18 protein-coding genes are annotated in these 25,967 nt (G+C 46.3%); 6 read left to right on the forward strand and 12 right to left on the reverse strand.

Annotated elements, in window-relative coordinates; translation table 11 throughout:
- The first annotated feature begins 239 nt into the window (after window positions 1-239).
- The 4 genes from ACKU35_RS14200 (at window position 240) to ACKU35_RS14215 (ending at window position 6,449) form a co-directional block, all read left to right on the forward strand.
- Window positions 240-1,235, forward strand: coding sequence for a LacI family DNA-binding transcriptional regulator (locus ACKU35_RS14200; protein ID WP_319760105.1), 996 nt, complete (start codon window positions 240-242; stop codon window positions 1,233-1,235).
- Window positions 1,236-1,666: 431 nt separating this feature from the next.
- Entirely contained in the window at window positions 1,667-4,711 is a 3,045-nt protein-coding gene (gene fdnG / locus ACKU35_RS14205) for a formate dehydrogenase-N subunit alpha (protein WP_319760107.1), read from the forward strand.
- Between the two features lie 15 nt (window positions 4,712-4,726).
- Window positions 4,727-5,461 (forward strand): 4Fe-4S dicluster domain-containing protein, encoded by a 735-nt coding sequence (locus ACKU35_RS14210; protein WP_319760109.1) that lies wholly within the window; start codon window positions 4,727-4,729, stop codon window positions 5,459-5,461.
- Window positions 5,462-5,534: 73 nt separating this feature from the next.
- Window positions 5,535-6,449, forward strand: a complete 915-nt coding sequence (locus ACKU35_RS14215) for a formate dehydrogenase accessory protein FdhE (RefSeq protein ID WP_319760111.1) — start codon at window positions 5,535-5,537, stop codon at window positions 6,447-6,449.
- Window positions 6,450-6,817: 368 nt separating this feature from the next.
- On the opposite strand, the gene ACKU35_RS14220 is transcribed toward ACKU35_RS14215, so the two are convergent.
- From ACKU35_RS14220 to ACKU35_RS14265, 10 genes are all read right to left on the reverse strand, one after another.
- Window positions 6,818-8,485 (reverse strand): cytochrome b/b6 domain-containing protein, encoded by a 1,668-nt coding sequence (locus tag ACKU35_RS14220; protein ID WP_319760113.1) that lies wholly within the window; start codon window positions 8,483-8,485, stop codon window positions 6,818-6,820.
- Window positions 8,486-8,508: 23 nt separating this feature from the next.
- Window positions 8,509-8,982 carry a cytochrome c3 family protein gene (locus tag ACKU35_RS14225; RefSeq protein ID WP_319760115.1) on the reverse strand — a complete coding sequence of 158 codons (474 nt, stop codon included), beginning with the start codon at window positions 8,980-8,982 and terminating at the stop codon, window positions 8,509-8,511.
- A gap of 101 nt (window positions 8,983-9,083) precedes the next feature.
- Window positions 9,084-10,658 (reverse strand): flavocytochrome c, encoded by a 1,575-nt coding sequence (locus tag ACKU35_RS14230; RefSeq protein WP_319760117.1) that lies wholly within the window; start codon window positions 10,656-10,658, stop codon window positions 9,084-9,086.
- A gap of 54 nt (window positions 10,659-10,712) precedes the next feature.
- The gene (locus ACKU35_RS14235) at window positions 10,713-11,075 is read right to left on the reverse strand and encodes a hypothetical protein (RefSeq protein ID WP_319760119.1); all 363 of its coding nucleotides are present in this window, start codon (window positions 11,073-11,075) and stop codon (window positions 10,713-10,715) included.
- Window positions 11,076-11,319: 244 nt separating this feature from the next.
- On the reverse strand, window positions 11,320-13,131 hold the full coding sequence (locus ACKU35_RS14240; RefSeq protein ID WP_319760121.1) for a sigma 54-interacting transcriptional regulator: 1,812 nt from the start codon (window positions 13,129-13,131) through the stop codon (window positions 11,320-11,322).
- 170 nt (window positions 13,132-13,301) lie between these two features.
- Window positions 13,302-14,870 carry an ABC transporter ATP-binding protein gene (locus ACKU35_RS14245; protein WP_319760123.1) on the reverse strand — a complete coding sequence of 523 codons (1,569 nt, stop codon included), beginning with the start codon at window positions 14,868-14,870 and terminating at the stop codon, window positions 13,302-13,304.
- Complete coding sequence (locus tag ACKU35_RS14250; RefSeq protein WP_319760125.1) at window positions 14,867-15,697, reverse strand: ABC transporter permease; 831 nt, start codon at window positions 15,695-15,697, stop codon at window positions 14,867-14,869. Before ACKU35_RS14250 ends, ACKU35_RS14245 begins: the two co-directional genes overlap by 4 nt.
- 10 nt (window positions 15,698-15,707) lie before the next feature.
- On the reverse strand, window positions 15,708-16,637 hold the full coding sequence (locus ACKU35_RS14255) for an ABC transporter permease (protein ID WP_319760127.1): 930 nt from the start codon (window positions 16,635-16,637) through the stop codon (window positions 15,708-15,710).
- 75 nt (window positions 16,638-16,712) lie between these two features.
- A complete protein-coding gene (locus ACKU35_RS14260) occupies window positions 16,713-18,245 on the reverse strand; it encodes an ABC transporter substrate-binding protein (RefSeq protein WP_319760129.1) in 1,533 nt (510 codons plus the stop codon).
- A gap of 108 nt (window positions 18,246-18,353) precedes the next feature.
- Window positions 18,354-19,091: a class I SAM-dependent methyltransferase gene (locus tag ACKU35_RS14265; protein ID WP_319760131.1), complete on the reverse strand. Its 738-nt coding sequence runs from the start codon at window positions 19,089-19,091 to the stop codon at window positions 18,354-18,356.
- Between the two features lie 377 nt (window positions 19,092-19,468).
- Between ACKU35_RS14265 and ACKU35_RS14270 the strand changes: the two genes are divergently transcribed.
- Window positions 19,469-19,783 (forward strand): NIPSNAP family protein, encoded by a 315-nt coding sequence (locus tag ACKU35_RS14270; protein ID WP_319760133.1) that lies wholly within the window; start codon window positions 19,469-19,471, stop codon window positions 19,781-19,783.
- 180 nt (window positions 19,784-19,963) lie between these two features.
- On the opposite strand, the gene ACKU35_RS14275 is transcribed toward ACKU35_RS14270, so the two are convergent.
- Complete coding sequence (locus ACKU35_RS14275) at window positions 19,964-24,274, reverse strand: tetratricopeptide repeat protein (RefSeq protein WP_319760135.1); 4,311 nt, start codon at window positions 24,272-24,274, stop codon at window positions 19,964-19,966.
- Entirely contained in the window at window positions 24,267-24,668 is a 402-nt protein-coding gene (locus ACKU35_RS14280) for a hypothetical protein (RefSeq protein ID WP_319760137.1), read from the reverse strand. The genes ACKU35_RS14275 and ACKU35_RS14280 overlap by 8 nt, the downstream gene beginning before the upstream one ends.
- A 314-nt stretch (window positions 24,669-24,982) precedes the next feature.
- On the opposite strand from ACKU35_RS14280, the gene thiM reads away from it, so the two are divergent.
- Entirely contained in the window at window positions 24,983-25,783 is an 801-nt protein-coding gene (gene thiM, locus ACKU35_RS14285) for a hydroxyethylthiazole kinase (protein WP_319760139.1), read from the forward strand.
- Window positions 25,784-25,967: the final 184 nt, after the last annotated feature.

Genomic DNA, 25,967 nt, shown 5'->3' on the forward strand with positions numbered 1-25,967 from the left:
AATCGATTACAATTTGTTTCTAAAATACTTTCCCTTTTCCCTTCTCACTCACCGAGTAGAAAAATATCTTTTATTATACATACAATTTAAATCTTGTAAATAGGTTGATTATTGCAAATTAAAAAGATCAAAAAGTATTTTTATATAAGACGTTAGAGAAAAAATACCGGTGTTCTTGCATTGAAAAATTGTAAATTTCTATGAAATCGATTACATTAAATACAACAACGAGGTAAGATATGAGAATTAAAGATATTGCCGACGCTGCAGGAGTTTCTACTGCCACGGTTTCGCGGGTTTTGAGCGGTAAACCGAATGTCCGGCAGGAAGTCCGTGATAAGGTACTGAAGGTAGTCGCCAAAACTAATTACAGACCAGACAAGGCTGCCCAAAGGTTGCGCTCGAAGAAATCAACTTACATTGGACTCATCGTTGCAGATATTCAAAGCCCGTTTTTTGCTTCGGTGGCAAGAGCGGTAGAGGATGTAGCGCAAAAAAATAATTACAGCGTAATCTTATGCAATACTGATGAAAATCATGAAAAAGAGCGTATGTATCTTGAAATGATGCAGAGTGAAAACGCTGCCGGAATTATATTGGCTCCCACCCTGCGACTTTCAGACAATTTTGAGCTGACCAGATATTACACCTCGCCTATTGTCGTTATCGACCGACAGGTTAGCGGACAGGCTGCCGACATGGTTCTTATAGATAACCATCAGGCTGCTATGGAATTAACCCAACATATGCTTGCACATGGTTACAAACGCATTGCTGCTCTTTTCGGCGATAACAGCGCCACAGGACAGCAGCGTAAATCAGGTTTCGCCGAGACGATACGTGAAGCGGGACTTACTGAAGAAAACGTAATTATAAAGACCCTCCCAGCCACAGATCAAGCTGCCCATGAAGCTGTCACCGAATTATTGAATCTTGATACCCCTCCTGAAGCTATCATCACCAGTAACGGTAGACTTGGAGCTGGAGCATTTAGAGCCATAAGGGATAAAGAACTGCCCGTCCCCGAGTCTGTGGCTTTTGCAAGCTTTGACGAATCAATCTGGACTTCCATGACCCGGCCCTCCATCACTGTAGTGGAACAACCGACCTATGCCATTGGGCAGACTGCCTGCGAATTACTGCTTAAACGCATTGACGACCCTAAACGGCCGACACGGAAAGTGGTTCTCGAAAGCAGACTAGTGGTAAGGCAATCCTGTGGCGGAATAATCTAAGAAGAACGCTCAAAAACCTCTATTCAGCGTATCCCTGCGTGGCATGGAGAATTCATTTTAACCATACCTTCAACATCACGTTCGACCAATGCCGGATGTCCTGCCGTTTGGAACTGAACGATTCAATGGCTGATGATAATTTCAGCCAATCCTACTCTCCAGAACTTCATCTGCCTTTATACTGCGACACTCTCTCAATAGATTTTATCTATATGTCACATAGATAAAATCTATCAAAAATCTCTTAAAATCTTACATGTTAGCTCCAAAATGGAGCCAATTTCAGATAACACCTTTCCATTTTTTTTATACATGTTATTTTTAACATATTGTAATAACTGTATTTTTTGTTAAAGTTACCTCCCACATAAATGCATATTTATAATATAGCAGTGGCAATTACGCTACTGCTTAATCAAGGAGGCCATCCAATGAAATGTGACCGCCGAAAATTTTTGAAGCTCACAGCCTCGTCAGCAATGTGCCTTTCGCTGGCACAATTAGGAGTCAGCCTGACTCCGATTAAAAGCTATGCTGCCAGCCTAAAAATCGACGGAGCAAAAGAGGTCTTTACCGTCTGTCCATTCTGCTCAGTTAGCTGCTTTGCTATCGGCTATGTAAAGAACGGCAAATTAGTTGGGGTCGAAGGCGATCCGGACTACCCGATTAATGAAGGATCTCTATGCGCCAAAGGTGCAGCCATGTTTACCATGACGACTTCTCACCATCGGCTGCAAAAACCCATGTACCGCGCTCCGTACAGCGACAAGTGGGAAGAAAAAAGCTGGGATTGGATGATCGACCGCATTGCCCGCAAGGTCAAAGATACCCGCGACAAGAACTTTATCCGCAAGAACAAAGCCGGGCAGAAAGTCAACCGTCTGGAATCAATGTTTCTGATGGGCACATCACACGCCAGTAACGAGGAATGTGCGCTGACCCACCAATTTGCCAGAAGTCTTGGCGTGGTACACATGGACCATCAGGCCCGCGTCTGTCACAGCTCCACTGTTGCTGCACTCGGAGAAAGTTTTGGCCGTGGTGCCATGACCAACCACTGGATCGACATCGGCAACGCCGACTCCATTTTGATCATGGGCAGTAACGCCGCGGAACACCATCCTATTTCTTTCAAATGGGTACTCAGGGCCAAGGATAAGGGCGCAACCGTAATGCATGTTGACCCTAAATTCTCCAGAACCTCTGCACGTTCAGACTTTCATGTTCCTTTGAGATCAGGAACTGACATCGCTTTTCTCGGCGGTATGATCAAATACATCATTGAAAAGAAGAAATACTTTAATGAATACGTAGTGGAATACACGAATGCTTCATTAATCGTGGGTGAAGACTTTGATTTCAAGGATGGGCTTTTCTCAGGGTTTAACCCAAAGACACGATCTTATGACAAAAGCAAATGGGCTTTGGAATTTGATTCCAAAGGTAATCCTAAACGCGACAAATCTCTAAAGCATCCCCGCTGTGTTTTTCAGCTGCTGAAAAAGCACTACTCCCGGTATTCTCTGGACAAAGTAGCATCGACCACAGGTGTTCCCGAGGAAACCCTTTTGCGGGTATACGATACTTTTACCGCAACAGGTACCGGCAAAAAAGCAGGTACCATCCTCTATGCCCTGGGCTGGACCCAGCATACCGTCGGGGTGCAGAATATCCGCACTTCCGGAATCATCCAGCTCCTTCTTGGCAACATCGGTGTAGCCGGCGGAGGAATCAACGCACTACGCGGAGAACCCAATGTACAGGGCTCCACCGACCATGCCCTGCTTTACCACATCCTTCCCGGCTACATGGCCATGCCTCATGGTGAATGGTCAACCTACGAGGAATACAACAAGGCCAATACTCCGGTAAGCAACGATCCCAAGTCTGCCAACTGGTGGCAGCATAAACCGGAATACTTTGCTTCGCTGCTCAAAAGCTGGTTCGGCGATAACGCAACTCAGGCCAACGGTTTCTGTTATGAACTTCTGCCCAAAGTGGATAAAGGGGTGGATTATTCCTACCTGTTCATGTTCGACCGCATGTACAGGGGCGAAATGACCGGCGGTTTCTTTATGGGACTCAATCCCATGAACAGCGTCCCCAACACCCATAAGATTCGTAGGGCAATGGATAACCTTGATTGGGTTGTCTGTGCTGAATTGCACAACTCCGAAACAACGGAGAACTGGCATCGCCCCGGTGCTGATCCTAAGAAAATCAAGACAGAGTTCTTCCTGCTGCCCTCGGCCCACCGTCTGGAAAAATCAGGTTCCGTAACGAACTCAGGACGCTGGCTGCTTTGGCACGGTCAGGTAATACCACCGCAGTATGAAACCCGTCCGTTCGGCGAAATGTACATCCCGATCATGAACAAGATCCGGGAACTCTATGCAGAGGAAAAAGGAGCTTTCCCTGACCCCATCCTTAAAATCGATTGGCCCAAAACATTTGATCCCGACGATTTGTGCCAGCGCATCAACGGACGCTTTACCCGCGACGTAGTCGTTAAAGGTAAAAAATACAAAAAAGGACAGCAGGTACCGAGCTTTGTTTCCCTTGCTGACGACGGTTCAACTTCCAGCCTGAACTGGCTCTACTGCGGAAGCTGGACAGAAGAAAGTGGCAACAAAAGCCTCCGCCGTGATCCGAAGCAGACTCCGATGCAGGCGAAGATCGGTCTATATCCCAACTGGTCATGGTGCTGGCCCGTCAACCGCCGCATTCTTTATAACCGCGCATCTGTAGATCTCAACGGTAAACCGTTCAACCCGGATAAGGCTGTCATCGAATGGAAGGACGGCAAGTGGATTGGCGATATCCCCGATGGCGGATGGCCCCCGCTTTCCACCGGAAAAGGAAAATATCCTTTCATCATGCAGCAGCATGGTCTGGGACACCTCTTCGGTCCGGGCAGACAGGACGGCCCCTTTCCTGAACATTATGAACCGGTCGAGACCCCTGTTAAGAGCAACCTCTTCTCAAAACAGCTCAACAGCCCTGTGTATAAGTCAACAAAGAGTGCTCCGGACGTACTCGCTAAAGCAGCAGATCCGAAGTACCCCATTGTTCTCACAACATACAGTCTCACCGAACACTGGTGCGGTGGAGGTGAAACCCGCAACGTGCCTAACCTCCTAGAAGCAGAACCGCAGCTCTACGTTGAGATGAGCCCGGAACTGGCGAAGGAAAAAGGCATCAAGAACGGCGAGGTCATTAGCGTTGAAAGCGCCCGAGGCAAAGTTGAAGCCGTTGCCATGGTCACCGTGCGCATGCGTCCGCTCAAGGTCCATGGCCGCATCATACATGAGATAGGTATGCCTTACTGCTTTGGCTGGACCACTCCGGGATGTGGTGACTCCACAAACAGACTCACACCTTCAGTGGGGGACCCGAACACTACCATTCCGGAATACAAGGCGTGTTGCGTAAATATCCATAAGGTAAAGAAAATAACTGAGCTGGCTACGCCATAATATTAGGAGACTGTCATGTCCAAAACAATACTGATAGACACCTCTCGCTGCACGGCATGCCGCGGGTGCCAGATCGCCTGTAAGGAATGGCATGAACTGCCCGCAAACAAAACCTATCAGGTCGGCTGGGGCAGCCATCAAAATCCACAGGATTTAAATCCGAACAACTACAAACTGCTTCGCTTTAACGAACACCTGACTGACGGCATTATCCGCTGGAACTTCTTCCCTGACCAGTGTCGGCATTGTGAAATTGCCCCCTGCAAGGAAACAGGCGACATGTACATTGAAGAAGCAATCGTACAGGACGAAGATACTGGTGCAATTATCTTCACCTCCAAGACAAAAGGTTTCGATAAGGAACAATTTGAGGAGATTAAAGAAGCGTGTCCCTATAATATCCCGAGAAGGGATGAAAAGACCAAATTGCTCGCTAAGTGTACCATGTGCAACGACAGAATTCACAACGGTATGCCTCCGGCCTGCGTAAAAGTCTGCCCCACCGGAACTATGCAGTTCGGCGACAGGGAAGAGATGCTTGAACTGGGCAAAAAACGTCTGGCAAAGTTGAAAAAAGACTGGCCCGAAGCCCAGTTGGTTGATCCTGATTCGGTCAATGTCATCTATCTGATCATCGACAAACCGGAAAACTATCATGAATATGTCGTTTCGGAAGCTAAAATCGGTCCCGTGTCGAAGAAGCAATTCTTAGCCACACTGGCAAGGCCCTTCAAAGCAATGAAAGGATAACATCTTAAGCTGGTTAACGCACAGGGCGTCAAACAATGGCGCCCTGTTTCACCAAAAGATACGGAGCAACCGCATGGAAATAACTTCCGACCTGAAACAAATTGAATCCACACTGGAAAACATCAAAAAACGTGATACTTCATATGGTGAGCTTGTTGGCAGATTCGGTTCACTTTTTAAGAAAATTGATCAGGTCCGTACCCATCTGTCCATGACCAATCTGCACTATCCAGGCATCGAAACCGAACGTTTGGCTGCCGGTGTTCCAATCTTTGCCGAAGCTGATCTCTACTATTGGTCTGATGCTTTCAAACAGTCAGATGAAAGCCTCTTACCCGTTATTGCAGAAGTCCTGCAACTGGAACCCGATACACACCGTAAACTACTGGCCTATATGGATGTAACCGAGAACCTTCTTGGTCTTGCCCAGGCCAGTATAGACAAAAACCTGGACCATTTTGAGCAGATATCCGCACAACTCGGCATCAATCCGCCGACTATGCTGCTCTATATTTCTGATACTATTTCGGCCCCGGTATTAAACGCGATTGCGTTAAGTATGGGCGAAGAGCTTTCCTCAATTTCATGGGAACATGGCTACTGTCCCGTATGCGGCTCATCCCCCTCAATTTCACAGCTATCTCTCAAAAATATGGCTGATTCTGAATATCTTGTCGGAGGAGGGGGTAAAAAGTTTCTGCACTGTTCTCTCTGCGGGCACGACTGGCACCATAAACGAAACACCTGTGCTTCCTGTGGAAACGATGACAGCGACACCCGTGAATTTCTTTTTATGAATGATGTGGAACATGAAAGGATTGAAGTCTGTCATAAATGCGGTAAATATATTCTCAATATCGATATGCGCCAATATGCATCCCGGCCACATTTAGATACAATACAGATGGGTCTCATTCATCTTGATGTACTGGCGCGTGATAAAAAATTGGTCCCTGTTTCACCTACTCTTTGGAATAGCATCACATAGCGGAGAGACCAGCGGTATCTCAGTAATATCATCCATACTATTTATCATTTAACCCGTGTAAAATTTTACATCTTTAGGCTTACACTGTTATCTAAAATGAACATAAAAGAAGGGGCTGAGTCTATTCGACTCAGCCCCTTCCTTTTACGAGGTGACAGGGAATGAGGACCCTGCCGGCAGGTATATTATGGCTTACGCTATTCAATCATCTTACCGGTTACCTGTGACCTATTCAGCAGATATAAGATAAGATGCTCTCTCCAGTTTAAACTGAGCTTTAAGCAGGGGCTGGACCTTATGGCCCAACCCCATCTTTCACGAGGCGACAGGTAAGAGGTAACCTGTCCAGTAGGTGTTTATGGCTTACGTTATTTCTTCATCTTACCTGTGACCATGCTACGGACGAGTGCGAATATGCTCTCTCCGGTGGTGCAGAGATAGAGATGGATTACGATGAATAGGATCATCAGGAATGCTGCTCCAGTGTGAACCAGAGAAACAAGATGTTTGCCGTTCATGCCCATCAGTTCAGGGGGGATAACTTCAGGGATAAACAAAGCCAGCCCGGATGCAATCAGTACAGGGAACAGTACCAAGAGTACGGACAAATAAGCAGTCTGCTGTAAGGGGTTCAGGCGCTTTGCAGGATCATGTCCGGCCGGGTTCTCTTGTCCCCTGTAAATACCCAGCATGTAGTATTTGGCCTGCGCAAAGCTTGCGGAAATAAAATCCGCACGCGGCAGATACTGCATAAGCTGTCCGCTAAGGATCAGATAGAGTAAGTACAGAATCCAGAGAGCAACAAGTCCCAGTGCAAAGTAAGCGTGGGTGGATTGCGCAGGCTCAAAACCCATACCGACCCCGAAGTGCATGGCGAATCCACTCACAATCAGGATGGCGAACAGAATTGCGTTGATCCAGTGCCAGAGTCTTACAGTAAACGGGAACATGGTCACAGTTTCACCATGAACATGAGTAGCTTTAGATCCCATCATACGTAGTGCTGCATGAACTGCGATTAAAAGCAGCATAGCCGCCAGAATCTGGACAAACTTAGCATTCAGCCACGGAGTCTGGGTTACACCGAGTACGTACTTGTTCTCAAGCAGACGAGCATTCATGAAACCGAGCACAGAGTCAGCTTCACCCATGGACGCTTTGATGGCTTCAGCATTTTTGGCCTTCAATTCAGTGTCGTTAAAGAGACCTTTGTTAACCATTGCAAAGGCACGTTGTTCACTGCGGTATTTGTTGAGCTTGGTAGTCATGGCGGATGACTTGGAATGACAGCTCTCGCAGTTAACTTTGGTGTCTTTGACTTCCATGATTACGTGTACTTCAGTACCCTCTTTTCCTCCGTGGCAGGCTACGCAGCTAACGGATTCAAAATGCTTTTCCTTATTGGGCAGAAACCAATGGCCCATCTTCTGGTCGAGCAGTTTTTTATCAGTCAGTTTCTGGTATCCGCGCAGGTCGGAATGGCACTTGAAGCAACGTTCGTTTGTCTCAACAACAACGGATGCTATTTCTTCAGTCCTTTTCGGGAGATGGAAAGTATGGGCATCATGACAGGATGCGCAGCTGAATTCCTTACCCTTCTTAACGATGGCTTTGGTATGGTAGCTGTGGTCAACCTGTTCGTAGATATCCTTGAAGTAATCTCCGTGGCAGGACTTGCAGTCCTTAGGCTTTTGGGTTTTGAATTTATGGGGTGCGCTTGCAAAAGCGTCTTCAGTTGCACCTTCGTGACAACTTTGGCAGCTCTGCCCGCTATGCACTGAGTTGCGGTAGTCCACTTCATCAACATGCAGCTGAAGAGTGCGGCCCCGGTCAGTTACCCATTTTGCGGTAATATCAGCCTTGCCATGGCAGGAGAAGCATTTCTGATTCTGCTTCAGCGCACCTTGGCGCAACTGGGCGGCTTTTGAGTACAATTGCTCTGAGTGGACGGCTGTATCGTCCGCTGCATGGACTGCTCCGGCCATAAACAAGGCTAGAGCCAAGACCAGGCAAACAGAAGCCTGTTTAATAAACATACGAAATTCCTCCTGATTAATTCTTAGGGAACCTGGTAATCAAAGTGGTGGCAGTTTTTGCAGTAGAACTCAGATTTACCGTGCTCTCTATGACAGGTGTCACAGGGGAGTTCCGTCGCCCAGTGCGGGGATTTATGCGGATTTGGTTCAAGTTTTTCAGTGCGTTTGGCAACATCTTCGGGAGTGCCGTGGCAGTTGGCGCAATTGCGGGTATCCGGCGGTGCGGTGGGTGCTTTTACACCGTGGCATAATTCGCAGTTAGCACCGTTCTGGTGAACTTTCTTGTGGTAGCTTTTGACCGGAAGTTTGCCGAAGACGACATCGTCAATAATGTCGATGGTAAACTGTTTGGCCTTGTGCTGCTCCATATCAATTTCGGCAACACTTTTTTCTTTTTCAGCTTTATCCTGTGCGCGCAGTGCATTTGGCGCAAGGAAAATTCCCATTGCAAACAGAAGTAGAATCGCTCCGAAGGCGAATTTTTTACTATTTTTCATTTTCATGTCCTTTTTAACTAATAGGGATTCCAAAGAGGCTTAACTTCTTTGGCCGCCGAAGGCGAAATGCGTGCATCTAAAACGCGAAACGCATCAAATTCCTAGCTCGGCTCATTGCTGGCAACGCTGTTACCAGCGGTGCGTCCCATGACCAGGCAGTCGGTAATCGCGCAACTGCCAAGACGGCTCGCCCCGTGGGGGCCGCCGGTTACTTCACCTGCGGCATAGAGGCCGCTGATAGGCTTGAAGTTCTGGGAGTGAAGGACATGGCCTTTTACGTCGATTTCGACGCCGCCCATGCAGTGATGCACTTTAGGCCAGCCGCGAACAGCGTAAAAAGGAGCTTTAACAATGGGGGTTGCGGTGCTCAGGGGCTTACCGAATTCGGGATCGTGCTTGTCCGCAACGTATTTATTGTAATTGTTGATGGTCTCGGTCAGCTTTGCTGCCGGAATCTTATAGAAATTAGCAAGCTGCTCAATGGTATCAAAACCGTGAACAACCTTGTACTTGAGGCAACGGTCCAAGGTAGGACATGCTTCAGCACCCTTGCTGTCTACAATGATGATCGGGTAATCAGGATTACCGTTTGCATCAAGCTTCTTAAGCATAGCATCAGCACGGGTCTTACGGTCTGCCAGTTCGTTTACAAAACGGGTTCCTTTTGAACGGTCTACCATTACACCGTAGCGGAATCCGGACTGGATGTTAAACATGGAAGCAACACCGAATCCCTTTTCGTCCGGGGAAGCCCAAGGACCGAGCTGGATAAGGGAAATCTGTACAGGAATAGCCCCGGCACGAAAGGCCGCGCGCATGGCTTCACCTGTTGCACCGAGTTGGTTGGTACTGTCGATCTCACCGGCCAGACGGGGGTCCTGAGCAGCACGGTATTTTGCATCCTGACTGAAGCCGCCAGTAGCGAGGACCACTCCTCTACGGGCGCGGAACATGCGGACCTGTCCACTTTCTTCGTCCGGGAAACGGTATCCGTCGCGGACGCGGACGCCGACAATGCGCTCATCGTCGTTGACGATAAAATCAAGCATTTTGCAACCGGTGCGCAGGACTACGCCTTCAGCACGGGCAGTATCCACCAGCGGACGGACAATACCGGAACCGGAAGCATTGTGGGTCAGGTAGGTACGGGCTACAGAGTGTCCACCGAGCCATGAAAGTTTGGGCTTGAACACAGCACCGCACTGGATAACGAAATTGTAGGCATCCATGGAGCCTTCGGCAATGGCTTTGGTAAGTTCAACATGGTTGATACCACGTCCGGCCTTGAGCATATCCTTGACCATGGTATCGATGCTGTCTTTAACGCCTTCTTTCTTTTGCAGCTCACTACCTGCCACAGCAAAAAGACCACCGTTAATGCAGGAGTTACCGCCCAGCACTCTCATTTTTTCGACGACCATTACATCAAGCCCTTTGCGGCGTGCTTCAATGGCTGCGGACAAAGCGGCAAAACCACTACCGATGACCAGCACATCAAATTCGCCGTCCCACTTGGTGGTCGGAAGCTCGGAACGAACCGAGGGGGCTTTCTCACTGGCAAGACTGCCGGTAGCACCAAAAAGGACAGCTCCAGCCGCCATGGCGCCTCCATTCATGAGCAGCTTACGACGGGACATCATGGCTGCTTTTCCTTTTGTACCCTTAGAATCAGGCATACACTTCATCTCCTTTAAAATTGCACTCTAATTTTCAGGCTGCGGACGCTGTCACTACAGTTCCTCCGACTGTGCTTCTAACGCGACATCTCCCGCAGGCCCGCTGGCAAGCTCCCTGAGGTCTTCGAAATCTGCTGATCCTAAAAAACGGCGTTGTTCCGCGCCGGAAAAGAAAAGCAGAAAGGTCGGACTTCCATCCAACTTCAGACTCTTCTCAAAGTACGCACCGTATGCGGGATTCAAAATCGCACAGGTCACGCGCTTTGCAGCAGATTGCGCAAAATCCGCAAGGATCTGCATCTGCCTGCTTGAGATCAGGTCATCCGAAAGATACCCTACAACCAATAACCCCATGCTCTCCTCAAGCAAGGAGTGGTACTGGTCGGGAGTCAGCATTTTACATCTGTTAAGAGTCATAATTTACGCTCCTACGTCCCGTTAGCAGTTCGCGTGCCACAATTTTAAAGCATAGATAAGTATTTAATTTTAAAGAACTTATATTTTGTCTAAGCAATAGATAAAGTGTTTTAAACGTTTTGTTTGTTCTATATTTCACACAAAGTGTAACGTGTAACATTACACTTTATTTTACACTTTTCGTTACACAAAATCTGTAACAAACAATCCAAGAATGTCAAAATGCAAAGATAAGTGTTGCGATTTACACTTCAACGATCCCTGCCCTCTTCATCCAGCGATAAAGTGTCGGGCGGCTTATTCCAAGAATTCGAGCGGCCCGGGCCTTCTTCCACTCTGCCTGTTCCAAAGCTTCAAGCACCTTTTGCTTATCAAAAGCATGCTTTTTGGAAGATGGTTCAGAGGTTCCAACAGGCGCTACAGCTTCATGCCGAGCCACTTGTTTCACATCTGAATTGTCACAAAAAAGATTGAAATTATTTCTGAAATTCTGTGGTAGATGAATTGGCTGCAAGACCTCGTCAAGGCACAGGATTGCCGCGTACTCAATGCAATGCCGCAACTCGCGAATATTTCCCGGCCAATCGTACATAACAAGAGCATCCATGAATTCCGGAGAAATGGCTTTTATGGAACGGCCCAGCTCATTATTGAAGGTATTCATAAAACTTTCTGCCAGCAACGGAATATCTTCACGACGCTCTCTGAGCGGAGGAAGCTCAATCTGAAAGACATTAAGCCTATAGTACAAGTCCTTACGAAAGGAACCATCCTTAACCTTTTGCACCAGATTGGCGTTTGTGGCCGTAACCACGCGCACATTAGCCTTACGCGGCTTGGAGCTGCCAACGCGTTCGTATTCCTTATATTCTAAAAAACGCAACAGTTTAAGCTGAATGGCTAGCGGCAGATCGCCGATCTCATCAAGAAAGAGGGTGCCGCCTTCAGCCGCGGCAACACGCCCCTCAGCTTCACGAGAAGCGCCGGTAAAAGCTCCGCGCACATGCCCGAATAATTCACTTTCCAGCAGGGATTCCGACAAAGCAGCGCAGTTTACCTTCACGATCCTTTTCTCCGCCCTCCCCCCGGTGTAATGCAATGCATCGGCAATCAATTCCTTACCCGTACCCGATTCTCCGGTAATCAGCACGGTTGTGGCAATATCCGAAAGACTGTGCACCAACGTAGCAACCCGCTTCATAGCGTCGCTTTGACCAACCATATTGTTAAGCAGCCTGCGGTCTTCCAGCTGTTGTTCCAGAACCGCGAGACGGGTCATATCCTTAATAACCAACACGACACCGCCGAAGGTGTGTTCTCCGGTACGCAATGGTGCGGCATTAAGCTCCAGCTTGCACTCTTTGCCATCTGGTATTTTTGTATTGACTCGGAAGTGTGAAGTAATCCGGCCCAGCTCCAATGTCTGCCGGATAACACTATTATATGGCCCTGCGTTATGCCCGAAACATTGGTCCAGTGTCCGCCCTTTATAGTCAGCGAGAATTCCTCCGTAGAGGGAAAGGAAAGCTGCGTTAGCGGAAAGGATACTCATATCCTCAGCAACAGTAACAATTGCATCTGGAATACTGTTAAAAGAATTCTCCAGATTTAAACGCAAGCGGTAAACTTCATTAGTATTTTTCTGTAACTTCTGATTGAGCAGGAGAAAGGATATAGCACTGGCGCAGCGATCAATAACATATTGCAATATACGCTCATACTTCGGTGCTTGCGGCGAGTCCACCACGAGCGCAAATGAGAACTTTTCGTCTGTGCATTCAGACTGAAAGCTATCCTGAAAGGCTAAAATTTTTTCACTAAAATCTGCTTCTAAATCCAGAAAATCAATATCCTGTTTATTGGAATTTAAGAATGCGTAAACATCTGAATCATCGTTAAAAAAAACAATTTTAAAGGCAGCAGAAGACGGCTGAACCAATTCAACTGCGGCTCTTAAAACCACAGTAACAATGCGATTGATATCTATGTTTCGAGCCGCATCGATACGATTCAAGACATCTATTATTTCTAATTCACTATGATTGGAAAACGCCATATCTGCTCTTGCTTGTATTTTTAAAATTCAAATAAAAAGAATAAACTCCCGCCAACAATTTTCTATGAGACGGAAGGATATCAGTCAAGTTGCAGACACAGCAAATGCAAATGCTATTCCTTTAAATGCCGTATTCACGTTCATCGATGCAAAGCAAAATGTTAAGCCTTTTAACAAAAAGACGAAGCCTTTAATAATTCCATAGTATAGCCGTTTTCAGGAGCGGTAATTATTTTTTCTACCGGTCCGTATTCCACACACTGACCATCTTTCATCACCATCACTGTATGACAAAGGCCACTGACCAAGGCAATATCGTGAGAAATGAAGATCATACTCATATTACATTCCCGAACCAAAGAACGTAAAAGGTCTGCAATCCGTGCCTGAGAAGAAACATCGAGCGCGCTGGTAGCTTCGTCACAAATAAGAAGTTCAGGTTCGGCAATCAGTGCGCGGGCTATGGCTGCACGTTGACACTGCCCCCCTGATATTTCCCATGGATAACGATCCGCCAACTCCGGTGTCAGCCCCACTCTGTGCATTAGGTCGTTGATATACTCATCGGCTGCACTTTTCCTTTTCCGGTCGGTAAGGTTACGAGCAGCATCTCTCATGGTTACTCGAATCCTCTTATTCTGATCAAATGAGGTAAGCGGAATCTGAAACACCATCTGTGCCCGACGATAAAGATTACGCAGGCTCCGCCTGTTCATGGCCGTAACTTCTTCCCCTTCATACTTTATGCTCCCCTCATCAGTATTCTCCAACTGCAGGAGCTGCCTTGAAAGAGTGCTCTTGCCGGATCCTGACTCCCCCACAATTCCTAAAACCTCGCCGCGTGAAAGACTAAAACCAACGTTACGGACGGCATCTATCGTCCGTTCAGCAATACAGTACCGCTTTGTTACACTGCTCACTTCTAGAAATTTAGAAGAATAATTATAAGCAGGATAGGCCGCCCGCAAACAGGGAACATCAGATATCAATTTTTTCGTATATGAGTGCTGCGGTGACTTGAGAACCTCTCCGGTAACTCCACATTCGACAATCTCCCCACAGTGCATGATAGCCACCCTGTCCGCTATATGCGAAGCAAGAGATATATTGTGAGTAACTAAGAGGATTGATGCACCGCACTCTTCACGTAAAATACGAAATTCTTCTATAACCTGCCTCTGGTTCATCACGTCCAGAGCACTGGTCGGTTCGTCAGCAAGGATAAGGGTTGGTTCCATGACCATAGCCATAGCCAAAGCAACGCGCTGGCACATTCCCCCTGAAAGTTCAAAGGGGCAACAGTCCAGCACTCGGTCAGCATCACCCAGACCTATTTTTATGAAAGCGGTTCTTATTGCAGCGAGAGATTTTTCAGTATCAAACCGTTTATGGCTGCGCATGGTATCCAGAAACTGACTGCGTATCTTCCGTATGGGATTCATGGAAGTGGCAGGATTCTGAAATACTGTGCATAGCTTATCACCCAGCAATTTCCTGCGTTCTTCGGCGGATAGCTCAGTTAAATTCCGTCCGTTGAATTTTATAGCTCCGCCGGAAGTCCTTACTCCATTGGAAGGAAGTCCCATTATAGTCTTTAGAACCGTAGACTTACCCGAACCGGATTCACCTACCAACGCAAAGATCTCTCCCGCACCTACATCAAAGGAGATGTCGCGGATGACATTCTTCCCATTATATCCAGCGCTAAGTTTCTGCAGCTCCAACACTGTATTTTTCATACACGGTCCTCGCCAAGATCCTTAACATCGATGCGGTCACGCAAGGCATCACCCAGATAGTTAAATACCATTACAGTTATAACAAGGGCCGCAGCGGGATACATGACTGTCCAAGGGGCGGTACGTAGCATCCCCCTGGACTCGCTGATCATACTGCCCCATTCAGCCTGAGGAAGCTGTACACCGAGCCCGAGAAAAGAAAGTCCGGCAAACCCCAGCATGACTGTCCCGATCTGGGAAGTTGCAAAGGTGAGAAGCGAATTGAAAATATTTGGCAAAATATATTTGATCATGATCACGCTATCACTACAGCCTGAAATTCTGGCGGCCTGAATGAATTCCTCATTTTTCAGCGAAATGACGCGACTTCTGGCTAAACGGGCATAGGGTGTCCAACTGGCAAAACCCATGGCCAGCATGGCATTACCCATTCCCCCTCCTAGGATACCGGCAACGGAAATAGCTAAAACCATCTGCGGAAAGGCCATAATACCGTCGATAAAACGCATGACAATCCTATCGGCCGAACCACTGTAATAGCCACAAAGAATGCCGACAAAAGCCCCAAATACAGCAGTAATAAATACTAGGCTCAAAGCCGAGAAAACACTTGTCCGCGCACCGTATAACAATCGAGATAAAACACAGCGACCCATGGCATCCGTTCCCATCGGATACTCCATCCCCGGAGCCTGCCGCATACTCATTATATGTGTGGAATAAGGATCATTCGGAGCAAAGTGCTTCGCAAATAAACTTCCTACTATCAAAAAAAGGGCTATGATAAGAAACACCCTCAACCAGAAATCTTTATGTATTTTTTTCATAGGGATGCTCTCAGCTTTCGGTTACCCGTGGATCAAAATAGCGATAGGCCAGATCGGTCAGCAAGTTGATGAGTACATAGATGATCGCGATATAAACTACGAATCCTTGTATCACCGGGTAGTCTCTGGCTGTAATCGCATCCATTACCAGTTTACCCATTCCGGGCCATTGGAAAATTGCCTCGATAACAACGCTACCGGCAAATAAATGGCCCACGGCAAAACCTATAACCGTTAATATGGAAAGCATGGAATTATGAAGCACGTCTTTTACTAAAAGCGTACCGGACTTTACGCCTCTTGCCTGAGCCCCGGTTACATAATTATGACTCAGCTCACCAAGCACCTCCGCTCTAATCTGCTTGATAAACTTGCCTATTGTCGGCATGGCAAGAGCGACTGTAGGCAGGATAAGACCCTGAAAACTATTTTTCGCTAGAACTGGAAGCCACTGAAGATACACGCAAAAAAGATAGATCAACAGCAAAGCAGCCAAAAACGAGGGAATGGCGTTGGCTAAAAAAGTAAAAAACCTGACAAGATAATCTACAACTGTATTTTTTTTAACCGCGGTCCAGATTCCAAAAGGGATGGATACAATCAGGGAAAGTACCAGTGCAGAAACTGCCACCATCGCAGTTTTGCCCATAGCCTTCCACATCAGCCGTGATACCGGCAGCCCTTTTGAGTATGATTCTCCGAGATCACCCTGCAAAAAGCACCACAACCAGTTCCCGTACCGTACAAGAAAAGGATCATTCAAGCCCATGCTCTCCCGAGTGGCTTTAAGCACCTCATCCGTCGGGACTGTTCCCTGAGCTATCAATTTCTTTTGTGCCGGATCGCCTGAAGCAAGAAACATAAGGGAAAATGTAATGAACGTTATCACTAAAAGAACAGGAATGAGCCTCAGTAGACGACTTTGAATATATTTAAACATATTAGACCTGCAAGACACAAAAAGGCGTGTGGAAAATAAATCCACACGCCGTTAAAAACATATCATCTTTATGCATCAATCATTTACAGTGGTATTGGCATTCAGAAAATAGAAACTGATAGGGTTCCTTTCACTGCAGTTGGCAACCCCGGCTCTCATGACCGTAGTCTTATTAAGGATTGCCAAAAAGCCCATAGCTTCGTCGTTTACGATCTGCTGCTGGATTGCTACGGCAAGTTTCGCCCGTTGCGCTGCTACAGTTTCCGAATAAAGCTGACTCAGAAGCTCCTTGGCTCTGGCATTATTATATCTGCCTGAGGTATATTTTCCACCGCCTACGACACGTTCCATGAAGTAGTAGGGGTCAGCAGAAGGATTAGCAGTCATACAGTATACGCCGATATCGAAATCGCCAGAACTCATATATGTTCCGTCCGGGTCCTCGGAAACACTCAACTTGGCCTTGATACCAACAGCTCTTAACTGTTCCTGCATGAGCAGAACTATTTTATCAATTGAACGGGCTGCGTAGTAAGCAATATCCAGCTCGATTTCCTTTCCATCTTTGGCATAATAGCCATTCTCATCGATGGTATAACCAAGTTTTTCAATGATCCTTTTCGCCTCCACAGGATCAAAACCGTGTTTTGTGATGTTACCATATGCTGTGCCAGTACCATAAGCTCCAATAGTGGGGCTGGCCAGACCGGCGAGGAGGATGCACACATCATTAGGATTAATGGACATATTAATCGCGGCACGAAGTTCTTTAGACGGAAGACGCTCCATGCTCAAGTAATAATAATACAAACGGGAAGCCGGTATAGCGACAACCTTGTATTTTTCAGGAGAGGCGGAAAAGATGCTGAGATCATTTGTAGTGGGCCCGATATAGGCATCAATCTCTCCATTCTGAAATGCAAGGGAGAGAGTATCGGCATCAGCAATGTATAATCCTTCAACACCATCCAGATTCACTTTGCCACCCCAGTAATTATCGTTACGCACGAGCTTAACTGAAACGCCGGGGTCAAATTCACCTACTTTGAATGGTCCGGTACAAACAGGATCATTCACTATATCCTTTGAGGCATCGAGGTTTACCATCGCCATATAAACGTTGCACAGTTCGTTAAGCACCGTGGGCAGAATTTTAGGAGTGGTAATGGTAAATGTTTTCTCATCCACTACAGCTAAAGATGCGCCCTTAAGCATTCTGGATCTTTCATTTACCTTACAGGCACGCTCTATACATTTTACTGCGATATCAGCTGTAAGCTTGCTGCCGTCTGAAAAAACCACATCGTCCCGTAACTTAATTGTCCAGGTATTCCCGTCAACAGAAGCTGACTCAGCCAGCCAGGGGACAACAGCGTAACTGTCATCAATACGAAACAGAGTTTCAGAAAGACCCAGCGTAGAAGTATACCAACCAAAAAACGACTTATGAGGATCAAGACTGGTATATGTATTAGCGAACAGATCTCCGATACGAACGACCTTAGGCTTTGCAGCGGATGCGTGTGCCGCAGAACAGATCAAAACGGATATCAGCAAAGAAAATATGATCAAGCACTTAGAAAAATTCGTGCTTTTTTTGGAAAGCATCGTGCAATCTCCTTAAATGAAATAGTTTAAACAGGATGAATCGCTCAGCTGGATATTCCAATCTGAGCGAAGATATAAAAATCTCTGTGGAAGAATTTTAAGGCGTAATTATTTGTCGGCATAAACGATAAAGAACGAAGGCATTATGCTCATATCAAATTCATAGGGATTCGATCTAAAATACTTCCCGATATCCCATGATGAAATCTCATTAAACCCGGCACCTTGTAATAAATTCTGTACTTCGTTTTTCTTAACACCTTCGTATAAAGGTAAATCTTTCATCATACTGGCGTAATGAAGAAAAAAACGTAATGAAATTCTACTCTTCATCTGAAATAAACCTTTTACCAGATTCACCGGTATTTCATAGAATCTTCTCCATGTCTGGTTACTCCAGAAACCATCAGAAACAATAATCCGACCTCCGGGCTTCAATACTCTGTACCACTCTTTCAACGCCAGATCAGGATTTGGCAATGTCCAGATAAGGTTTCTGGAAACAATGACATCAAAGCTATTGTCTGCAAAATCCAGATGTTCCGCATCACCAGTGCGAAAATCAATGGACAGTTGCATTTCTTTCGCCTTTTTTTGCGCGCTGGCAATCATTTGAGAAGAAATGTCTAACCCGGTTACATTAAAACCGGCATCAGCAAGGTAGAATGCAAGTTGCCCCGGACCGGTACCAATATCCAATGCATCTTGATTTTGACCAGACTTTGCCAAAGTTTTTATGGTCGTATCCCAGGCCTTTTCCGTTTCCGGTGATTTCTCAACATCCAAAGCGTAACTTGAACTTCGCCAATTCCAGTATTTTTCGATCCTAGTCTTCACTTTATCCATTAGAAATTATTCCTTTAAAGCTTTATATTTTCTAATTCCGGGAAATATAAAAAATAACATTATGCTACTTCTTAAAAATCAAGACAATTTTAGTGGCACAAAAAACATATGTACACATAAAAAGAAGCAATAGGTTACACTCACATCAATACTATTAACTAATGGTTACACAAAGGTGAAATTGATGCTATCAGACTTATTGTTTGACTACAAGTATATTTATTCAATAGATTTCAGATCAATACACTCAGTATTCGACCTTTTCCGGGATTCAACTTTAGAAAAACTAACTGCGCAATTGGGTTGTTTATAATAGCTGTTTATGAAATATAAAATATGGCTTAACTATTAACTAACTTAGTGGAGAATATAAAAAAATGTATTTTGAAATGCGAACTTACACAATACACCCCGGCATGCTTCCAGCCTACATGAAACTCTTTGAAGATGTAGGGCTGCCCATTATTGGAAAATATGCAGAGCTAGTCGGGTACTGGTTTACGGAGATTGGTGAGTTAAACCAAGTTGTCCATTTATGGCGGTATGAAAGTTTGGATCAAAGAACTGTTAGCCGTAAAAAACTTTATGAGGATTGCGACTGGCAAACCAAGTTTCTACCCAACGCAATGCAAATGTTGGAAAAACAGGAAAATAAAATCATGCTCGCGGCAAACTTCTCACCAATAAAATAGTTAAGCTCGTTACCCGCGCAGTCGCTCTCTCACTGTGAACATATAAGGTCAACATCTCATATATTTCACTGGCCCATACGGTTACGCAAAAACCTACAAACCCTCGCTATTCATATGAATAGCGAGGGTTTGTAGGTTTTTACTGCTAATAAGCGGAAAGACTATAGATCAACAGCCCAGCTACAATGCTCCTCGAAGCTTCTCAATCACACTTTTAATCTGCGCGGCGTTGTCAGTATCTTCAAGGGCTTCATACACTTCGGCCAGCTTCACAAGCACAGCCAGAGCCTCTTCATGATCATTTTGTTCCAACAACACCCCGGCATAGAGCTGGCCGACCGCGATAATGCCATCCACTCGTCCAATATGGAGTAATATTTCGAAAGAACGCTTTAGTTGAGGCATGGCCTGTTCTTCATTTTCTCGCGCAAGAAAGATTTGAGCAATATCAAAACAAGTTGCTGCTATACCATCCATATCCCCCAGTTGCTCGGAAATCTCCATTTCTTCCAAATGTAGTTTCAGAGCCTCGTCAACTTTTCCTTTAGAAATGTAAATTCTAGCAATGTCTCCTAGAGTGACGGCTCTTTCTCTGGTGTCGCCCAGTTGCTCAAAGATATCTTTCATTTCTAAATGTAGTTTCAGAGCCTCGTCCACTTTTCCTTTAGAAACGTAAATTCTAGCAATGTCTCCTAGAGTGACGGCTCTTGATCTGGTGTCGCCCAGTTGCTCAGCCACTTGTAATTTTTCATTCAGTAGTTTCAGAGCCTCGTCCACTTTTCCTTTAGAAACGTAAATTCTAGCAATGTCTCCTAGAGTGACGGCTCTTTCTCTGGTGTCGCCCAGTTGCTCAAAGATATCTTTCATTTCCAAATGTAGTTTCAGAGCCTCGTCCACTTTTCCTTTAGAAACGTAAATTCTAGCAATGTCTCCTAGAGTGACGGCTCTTGATCTGGTGTCGCCCAGTTGCTCAAAGATATCTTTCATTTCCAAATGTAGTTTCAGAGCCTCGTCCACTTTTCCTTTAGATCGGTAAATTCTAGCAATGTATCCTAGAGTGACGGCACGCCCTTTCACCTCTCCAAGATCATCACAAATAGAAAGAACTTCTTTATAATGTTTCAGAGCCTCGTCCACTTTTCCTTTAGAAACGTAAATTCTAGCAATGTATCCTAGAGTGACGGCTCTTGATCTGGTGTCGCCCAGTTGCTCAAAGATATCTTTCATTTCTAAATGTAGTTTCAGAGCCTCGTCCACTTTTCCTTTAGAAACGTAAATTCTAGCAATGTCTCCTAGAGTGACGGCTCTTGATCTGGTGTCGCCCAGTTGCTCAGCCACTTGTAATTTTTCATTCAGTAGTTTCAGAGCCTCGTCCACTTTTCCTTTAGAAACGTAAATTCTAGCAATGTCTCCTAGAGTGACGGCTCTTGATCTGGTGTCGCCCAGTTGCTCAGCCACTTGCAATTTTTCATTCAGTAGTTTCAGAGCCTCGTCAACTTTTCCTTTATCTACATAAATTTTAGCAATGTCTCCTAGAGTGACGGCTCTTGATCTGGTGTCGCCCAGTTGCTCAAAGATATCTTTCATTTCCAAATGTAGTTTCAGAGCCTCGTCCACTTTTCCTTTAGAAACGTAAATTCTAGCAATGTATCCTAGAGTGACGGCTGTATCTTTTTGTAACTCCATTTCTTCAAACTCAATTTTAGCTTTTTCTAATTGAGCTAGTGCTTGATCGGGCAGCCCGCATTGCACTTGTAATCTTGCGAGCCGGAGGCGAGCTGACGACAACTGAAATCGAGTCTCATTATCTACCTCTTCTATCTTTTCATATGCCTCAACAGCTTCATAAGCCATCTTCATAGCCGGCTCTATCTTTCCTCCGCTCTGGCAAACCTCTGCGGCGATATAAAGAAATTCCGGATCAGGATCCGTTTCAACACGCACGACGTTTACGGCTTTTAAAGCACTCTCTGCCAAAGAGACATAATGAGTTTTATCCTTTAGCGAACGAAGAGCATCGGCAGAACAGGCATTCAAAACAGCACTATTCTCATCGATCATTCCCAACCGATAAAGCTCTTCATCAAAAGTAAAAGGACGCTTGGAGCCATCCGCCCCTCCCCAATGTTTAAACAAGGATGGTAACACAGCCTTTATTGTAGTCTTGATTTCCGCTTCACTCAGTGCATCCGTTCCTAAAGCCCGTGGCGCGGCCAAAGGCACAACCATAAAGCTTGCCTGCTTTTCATCAAAATAATCAGGCATAGTATCCCATAGCCCGAAGGCAGTAAGGCGGGAAAAACAAGTTGCCGGGTCATCATCACTGTTCATGATTCTCAGCCGGTGAGCAAGCTCCTCAAAAACAGATTCCGCCACCGGGACATTGAATATAGTCGAGGCACGCAGAATGGCGCGCTCTTTCTCATTCAACAAATCAAAGGTTGTTTTAGCAAAAATATCATCAAGATGAGCGCGCACGTCCTCCTGATCCGGGTCCTTACCCTCGCCAAGATAGGTTTCAAGCTGCTCAAGAGCGATGGCACAGGCTTCCTCATCCTCCACACCCAAAAGAAACAATCGATCCTGCAAACCGGCATTACCCTGCACGGCTTTGATAATGCGCAATTCAAGAGCGCTATCCAACTTCTGCGCGCTTGAATTATTCTTAGCCAAGGCCTGCTTTCTACTCTCTTCCTCATTCATAGGATGCAGATTCAAGTACAGCATTTTTGAGACAAAATCAGACCCGCTTTGCGGCAGGGAAAATTTATAGCGGCTGGTGAAAAGCAACCGGGATTCGCCCTGATGTCCGGCAAAAGCCTCGATAAGGGCTGCAATGCCCGGAGCGCATTGCTCCTTCACTGTATGAATACCTGAGTCGCCCTGTTTCGGTTTATCCAAGGCCTGCTCAAAGTCATCTACAACCAGCAGAATCGGCGTCTGCTTATCTTCACAAACATCCAGAATCTTTTTCAACGCCGGGCGTAAACGCGCTGGATTCATCCTGACATCTTCTCGATATTGCTCAATAATTTCATATACACCGCCTAAATCCTTTCTCTCGATAGCTTCCAAAATCTTATCAGACCGATAATGGACACTCTGGTCGCCGCCCCGCTCCTTAGGACCGTAGATAACCACAGTCTTGTGGCCGGGCATGCGGCTGGCCACTCTGGCCGCAAGGCTGGACTTACCCTGACGCCCTGTACCGTGAACAAACACCCCGGCATAAGTAGGAGAGCTGAATTCCGCCAATACCTTCTGAATAGCCCTGCGCCTGCCCACAAAATTAAAACGCGAGGCCACCGGGACCTGCTGGCGATCAGTATCCAGAAATTCCTTCACACCGTGATCACGCGAAAGCTTCAAACGGGCTTTCTTACCCTTGGCCAATACTCCCCCGCCATCCGGGCCGAGGTATAGGCGGGCCAAGTGCCAGTCGCTGGCCGGTTCCGATTTGTCCTGCGGAACGAGAAGCTTATAGCGGGCTCTGGCAATTGAACCTTCCAGATCCCCATTATTGGATAGAGATTGGTACAAATTACTGGCAAACAATGAGGCCTGACTATCATAAACCGATTCCCCCCAACCAAGCACAGCGGGCAGCCCATTTTTTACGCAGGCCAAAGCCATTGAATTAGCAACCTTGTCATTTCCGCCAAATCTTGACGTCTGGCAGGCGGATAAAAACAGGAACTTAGGTTTATGCATACTAAGATCCGACGAAAGATTCTCCGCTGTAACTGCTTTTTTAAAGCCGAATTCATCTTCAAGTACCAGCAGCGGCTCATTAACTCTCTCCGCAAGGCCATGACATGACAGATGCAGAGCATCGACCCCTTTATGCCCGTCGGGCAAATTCGAGCATAGTTCCCCAACGGTTTCAGCAAGCAGTTCCAGGTTGCCGCTTTCCTCCACAACCAGTTCAAGACGGTTATCCTTGGTCGCTCTTAGAATTGCGGCTTCCTCCTGCTCAAAATTCAGCACAGGCTGAACATCTCGGGGCGATGCGGCCATGAAAGCCATACTTAAACGATAAGGTGCCGGGGCTGGGATTTTCTTTGCAGGCTCACCTATCCTGCGTACCGGACAAAAAGGGGTACCTGAACGTGCGGCGAGAAACTGACCATCTTCAGCCAGAATTTCCCACGGCAATTCCAGAAAAAGCCGGGTCCGGTTACATGTCTCCTGAACTTCTTCCTCTTCAGTCCAGCGCAGTTCACCCGGCAAAACCCTGATTTCAAGAAATCCATTCCGGCGAACATTTTCAGCTACATGCTGCCACAGCCCATTTTCCTTGAGCCAAGCAAGCATTTCATTTCCAAGTTCCTTATAGGCGTCAGCTCCGTCCTTGCTTCTGTACAGATTCTGGTAGATTTCCCGCCATTCTTCAAAAACAGTATATTCTTTATCAAGAGCAACCGGACGACTTGATCCGTTGCCATGGGCAATGACATTATCCCCCGTTTTTTCAAAATACGGCCTAGTCATTTCTGGCCTTCCTTTGTTCTTCGGCGATGCTGTTGGTCAGATCTTCCGGCTTGGCTTTTTTCAAATTGACAGACACCCCGCCTACAACAAAATTTACATCAAACTCAGTAATGCTATCTTCAAGCTGTTCTACGTATTCAATGACCTTCTCCATCTTCTCAACCACTACAGGCCTGCTGGCGAGATCAATAGTTGCGACCAACGCGGAAGGAATGGCTAAAGCAATGAGAATATAATCCACAAGACCTTTTGCCTTGTCATCGCCTTCAACAGCATGCGTAGTTTTGCTTTGTACAGGCTCGCCGCCAAAAATTTCCGCCAAAGCAATTTGTATCTTCTCAGCAGCCAGTTCAGCGCCCGGACCTTGAATTTCCAGTCTGAAAGGTTCGCTCATAATCCACCCCCTGTAATCGAAGTTGAAGTAGTATTCGTATAATTTAATTGTATTATTAGAACTTTATCCCTGTTTACATAAAACTAAACGGTATTGAAAGGTAAAAATAGCATTGTTTATTTCACCGGCATGATTCGCTATCCACTGCATAATTATAGAGAACCAGTAGTCTACGCGCCTTCAAATCCTTGGTGTCGCAGCGGGACAAGCCGATTATCATAAAACATGCTGCTGGACCACAATGAGCATTCAGGTTAACGGTTTGAATACCCATTGATAAACATCAAAAAAATCAAACATATGGAAGATACGTTATGACTATACTAAATCGGGCCTGGAATGTTGTTGAACGGATTCGCTCCAAAGCACCGCTTGTACACAGTATAACCAACTATGTGGTTATGAATAATACGGCCAATGCCCTGCTGGCTATTGGCGCATCACCCATTATGGCGCATGCTCAGGAAGAGATGCAGGAAATGGTAGGCATATCCAATAGCCTTGTGCTGAATATCGGGACACTGAGCGAGCCATGGATTTCCAGCATGCTTCTTGCCGGAAAGGCGGCAAAAGCGGCATCCAAGCCGGTTGTTTTTGATCCGGTAGGCGTGGGCGCCAGCTCGTTCAGAACGCAGGCCTGTACTAAGATTCTTCAGGAAGTTAACCCTACTGTTATTCGCGGTAATCCCTCAGAAATTATGGCTATGGCTGGCGCGGGCGGACAAACCAAAGGTGTGGACTCAACGCACGAAACCCAATCGGCAGAGGAAGCTGCTGAATATCTTGCGGAAAACTTTGATTGTGTTGTGGCTGTAAGCGGAGAGCGGGATATGATCGTTTCCGCCACAGATACGGTGTGGTTGCGAGGTGGCAGCCCTCTAATGCCCCAAGTAACCGGCATGGGATGCACCTCTACTGCCATTTGCGGTGCCTGTGCTGCCGTTGCAGAGTCCGCATTTGATGCCGGTGTGGCGGCTATGGTTATCATGAACAGTGCGGGCGGGATGGCTGCCGCCAAAGCCGAAGGTCCCGGCAGTTTTCAGATGCATTTTCTAGATGCCCTGTATTTACTGGATAAAAAAGACTTGCTCTCGCATTGCGCGGTAGAAAAATAATACGCCGGTGGCATCACCCCGATGCCAAGACTAAATATAGCTGCATAGCCTCTACTCTTCAGGCCTCCTAAAAATGGAGGATTACCCTGTGAAAAGCTTAATTTATGTAATAAAAAAGGGTTTACATCAAATTTGATGTAAACCCTTTATTTAAGCGATTCTCAGGGCGAAACTCAAATGCCGC

Source organism: Maridesulfovibrio sp. (assembly GCF_963676065.1).
Classification (GTDB): Bacteria; Desulfobacterota; Desulfovibrionia; order Desulfovibrionales; family Desulfovibrionaceae; genus Maridesulfovibrio.

What these genes read in the sequence shown, in the direction of transcription:
- ACKU35_RS14245 (WP_319760123.1), bottom strand. Translation starts at nt 14,870, where the DNA reads ATGAAAAATACAGTGTTGGAGCTGCAGAAACTTAGCGCTGGATATAAT.
- ACKU35_RS14270 (WP_319760133.1), top strand. Translation starts at nt 19,469, where the DNA reads ATGTATTTTGAAATGCGAACTTACACAATACACCCCGGCATGCTTCCA.
- ACKU35_RS14200 (WP_319760105.1), top strand. Translation starts at nt 240, where the DNA reads ATGAGAATTAAAGATATTGCCGACGCTGCAGGAGTTTCTACTGCCACG.
- ACKU35_RS14255 (WP_319760127.1), bottom strand. Translation starts at nt 16,637, where the DNA reads ATGTTTAAATATATTCAAAGTCGTCTACTGAGGCTCATTCCTGTTCTT.
- ACKU35_RS14265 (WP_319760131.1), bottom strand. Translation starts at nt 19,091, where the DNA reads ATGGATAAAGTGAAGACTAGGATCGAAAAATACTGGAATTGGCGAAGT.
- fdnG (WP_319760107.1), top strand. Translation starts at nt 1,667, where the DNA reads ATGAAATGTGACCGCCGAAAATTTTTGAAGCTCACAGCCTCGTCAGCA.
- ACKU35_RS14215 (WP_319760111.1), top strand. Translation starts at nt 5,535, where the DNA reads ATGGAAATAACTTCCGACCTGAAACAAATTGAATCCACACTGGAAAAC.
- ACKU35_RS14280 (WP_319760137.1), bottom strand. Translation starts at nt 24,668, where the DNA reads ATGAGCGAACCTTTCAGACTGGAAATTCAAGGTCCGGGCGCTGAACTG.
- ACKU35_RS14260 (WP_319760129.1), bottom strand. Translation starts at nt 18,245, where the DNA reads ATGCTTTCCAAAAAAAGCACGAATTTTTCTAAGTGCTTGATCATATTT.
- ACKU35_RS14235 (WP_319760119.1), bottom strand. Translation starts at nt 11,075, where the DNA reads ATGACTCTTAACAGATGTAAAATGCTGACTCCCGACCAGTACCACTCC.
- ACKU35_RS14220 (WP_319760113.1), bottom strand. Translation starts at nt 8,485, where the DNA reads ATGTTTATTAAACAGGCTTCTGTTTGCCTGGTCTTGGCTCTAGCCTTG.
- ACKU35_RS14225 (WP_319760115.1), bottom strand. Translation starts at nt 8,982, where the DNA reads ATGAAAAATAGTAAAAAATTCGCCTTCGGAGCGATTCTACTTCTGTTT.
- ACKU35_RS14210 (WP_319760109.1), top strand. Translation starts at nt 4,727, where the DNA reads ATGTCCAAAACAATACTGATAGACACCTCTCGCTGCACGGCATGCCGC.
- ACKU35_RS14240 (WP_319760121.1), bottom strand. Translation starts at nt 13,131, where the DNA reads ATGGCGTTTTCCAATCATAGTGAATTAGAAATAATAGATGTCTTGAAT.
- ACKU35_RS14250 (WP_319760125.1), bottom strand. Translation starts at nt 15,697, where the DNA reads ATGAAAAAAATACATAAAGATTTCTGGTTGAGGGTGTTTCTTATCATA.
- thiM (WP_319760139.1), top strand. Translation starts at nt 24,983, where the DNA reads ATGACTATACTAAATCGGGCCTGGAATGTTGTTGAACGGATTCGCTCC.
- ACKU35_RS14230 (WP_319760117.1), bottom strand. Translation starts at nt 10,658, where the DNA reads ATGCCTGATTCTAAGGGTACAAAAGGAAAAGCAGCCATGATGTCCCGT.
- ACKU35_RS14275 (WP_319760135.1), bottom strand. Translation starts at nt 24,274, where the DNA reads ATGACTAGGCCGTATTTTGAAAAAACGGGGGATAATGTCATTGCCCAT.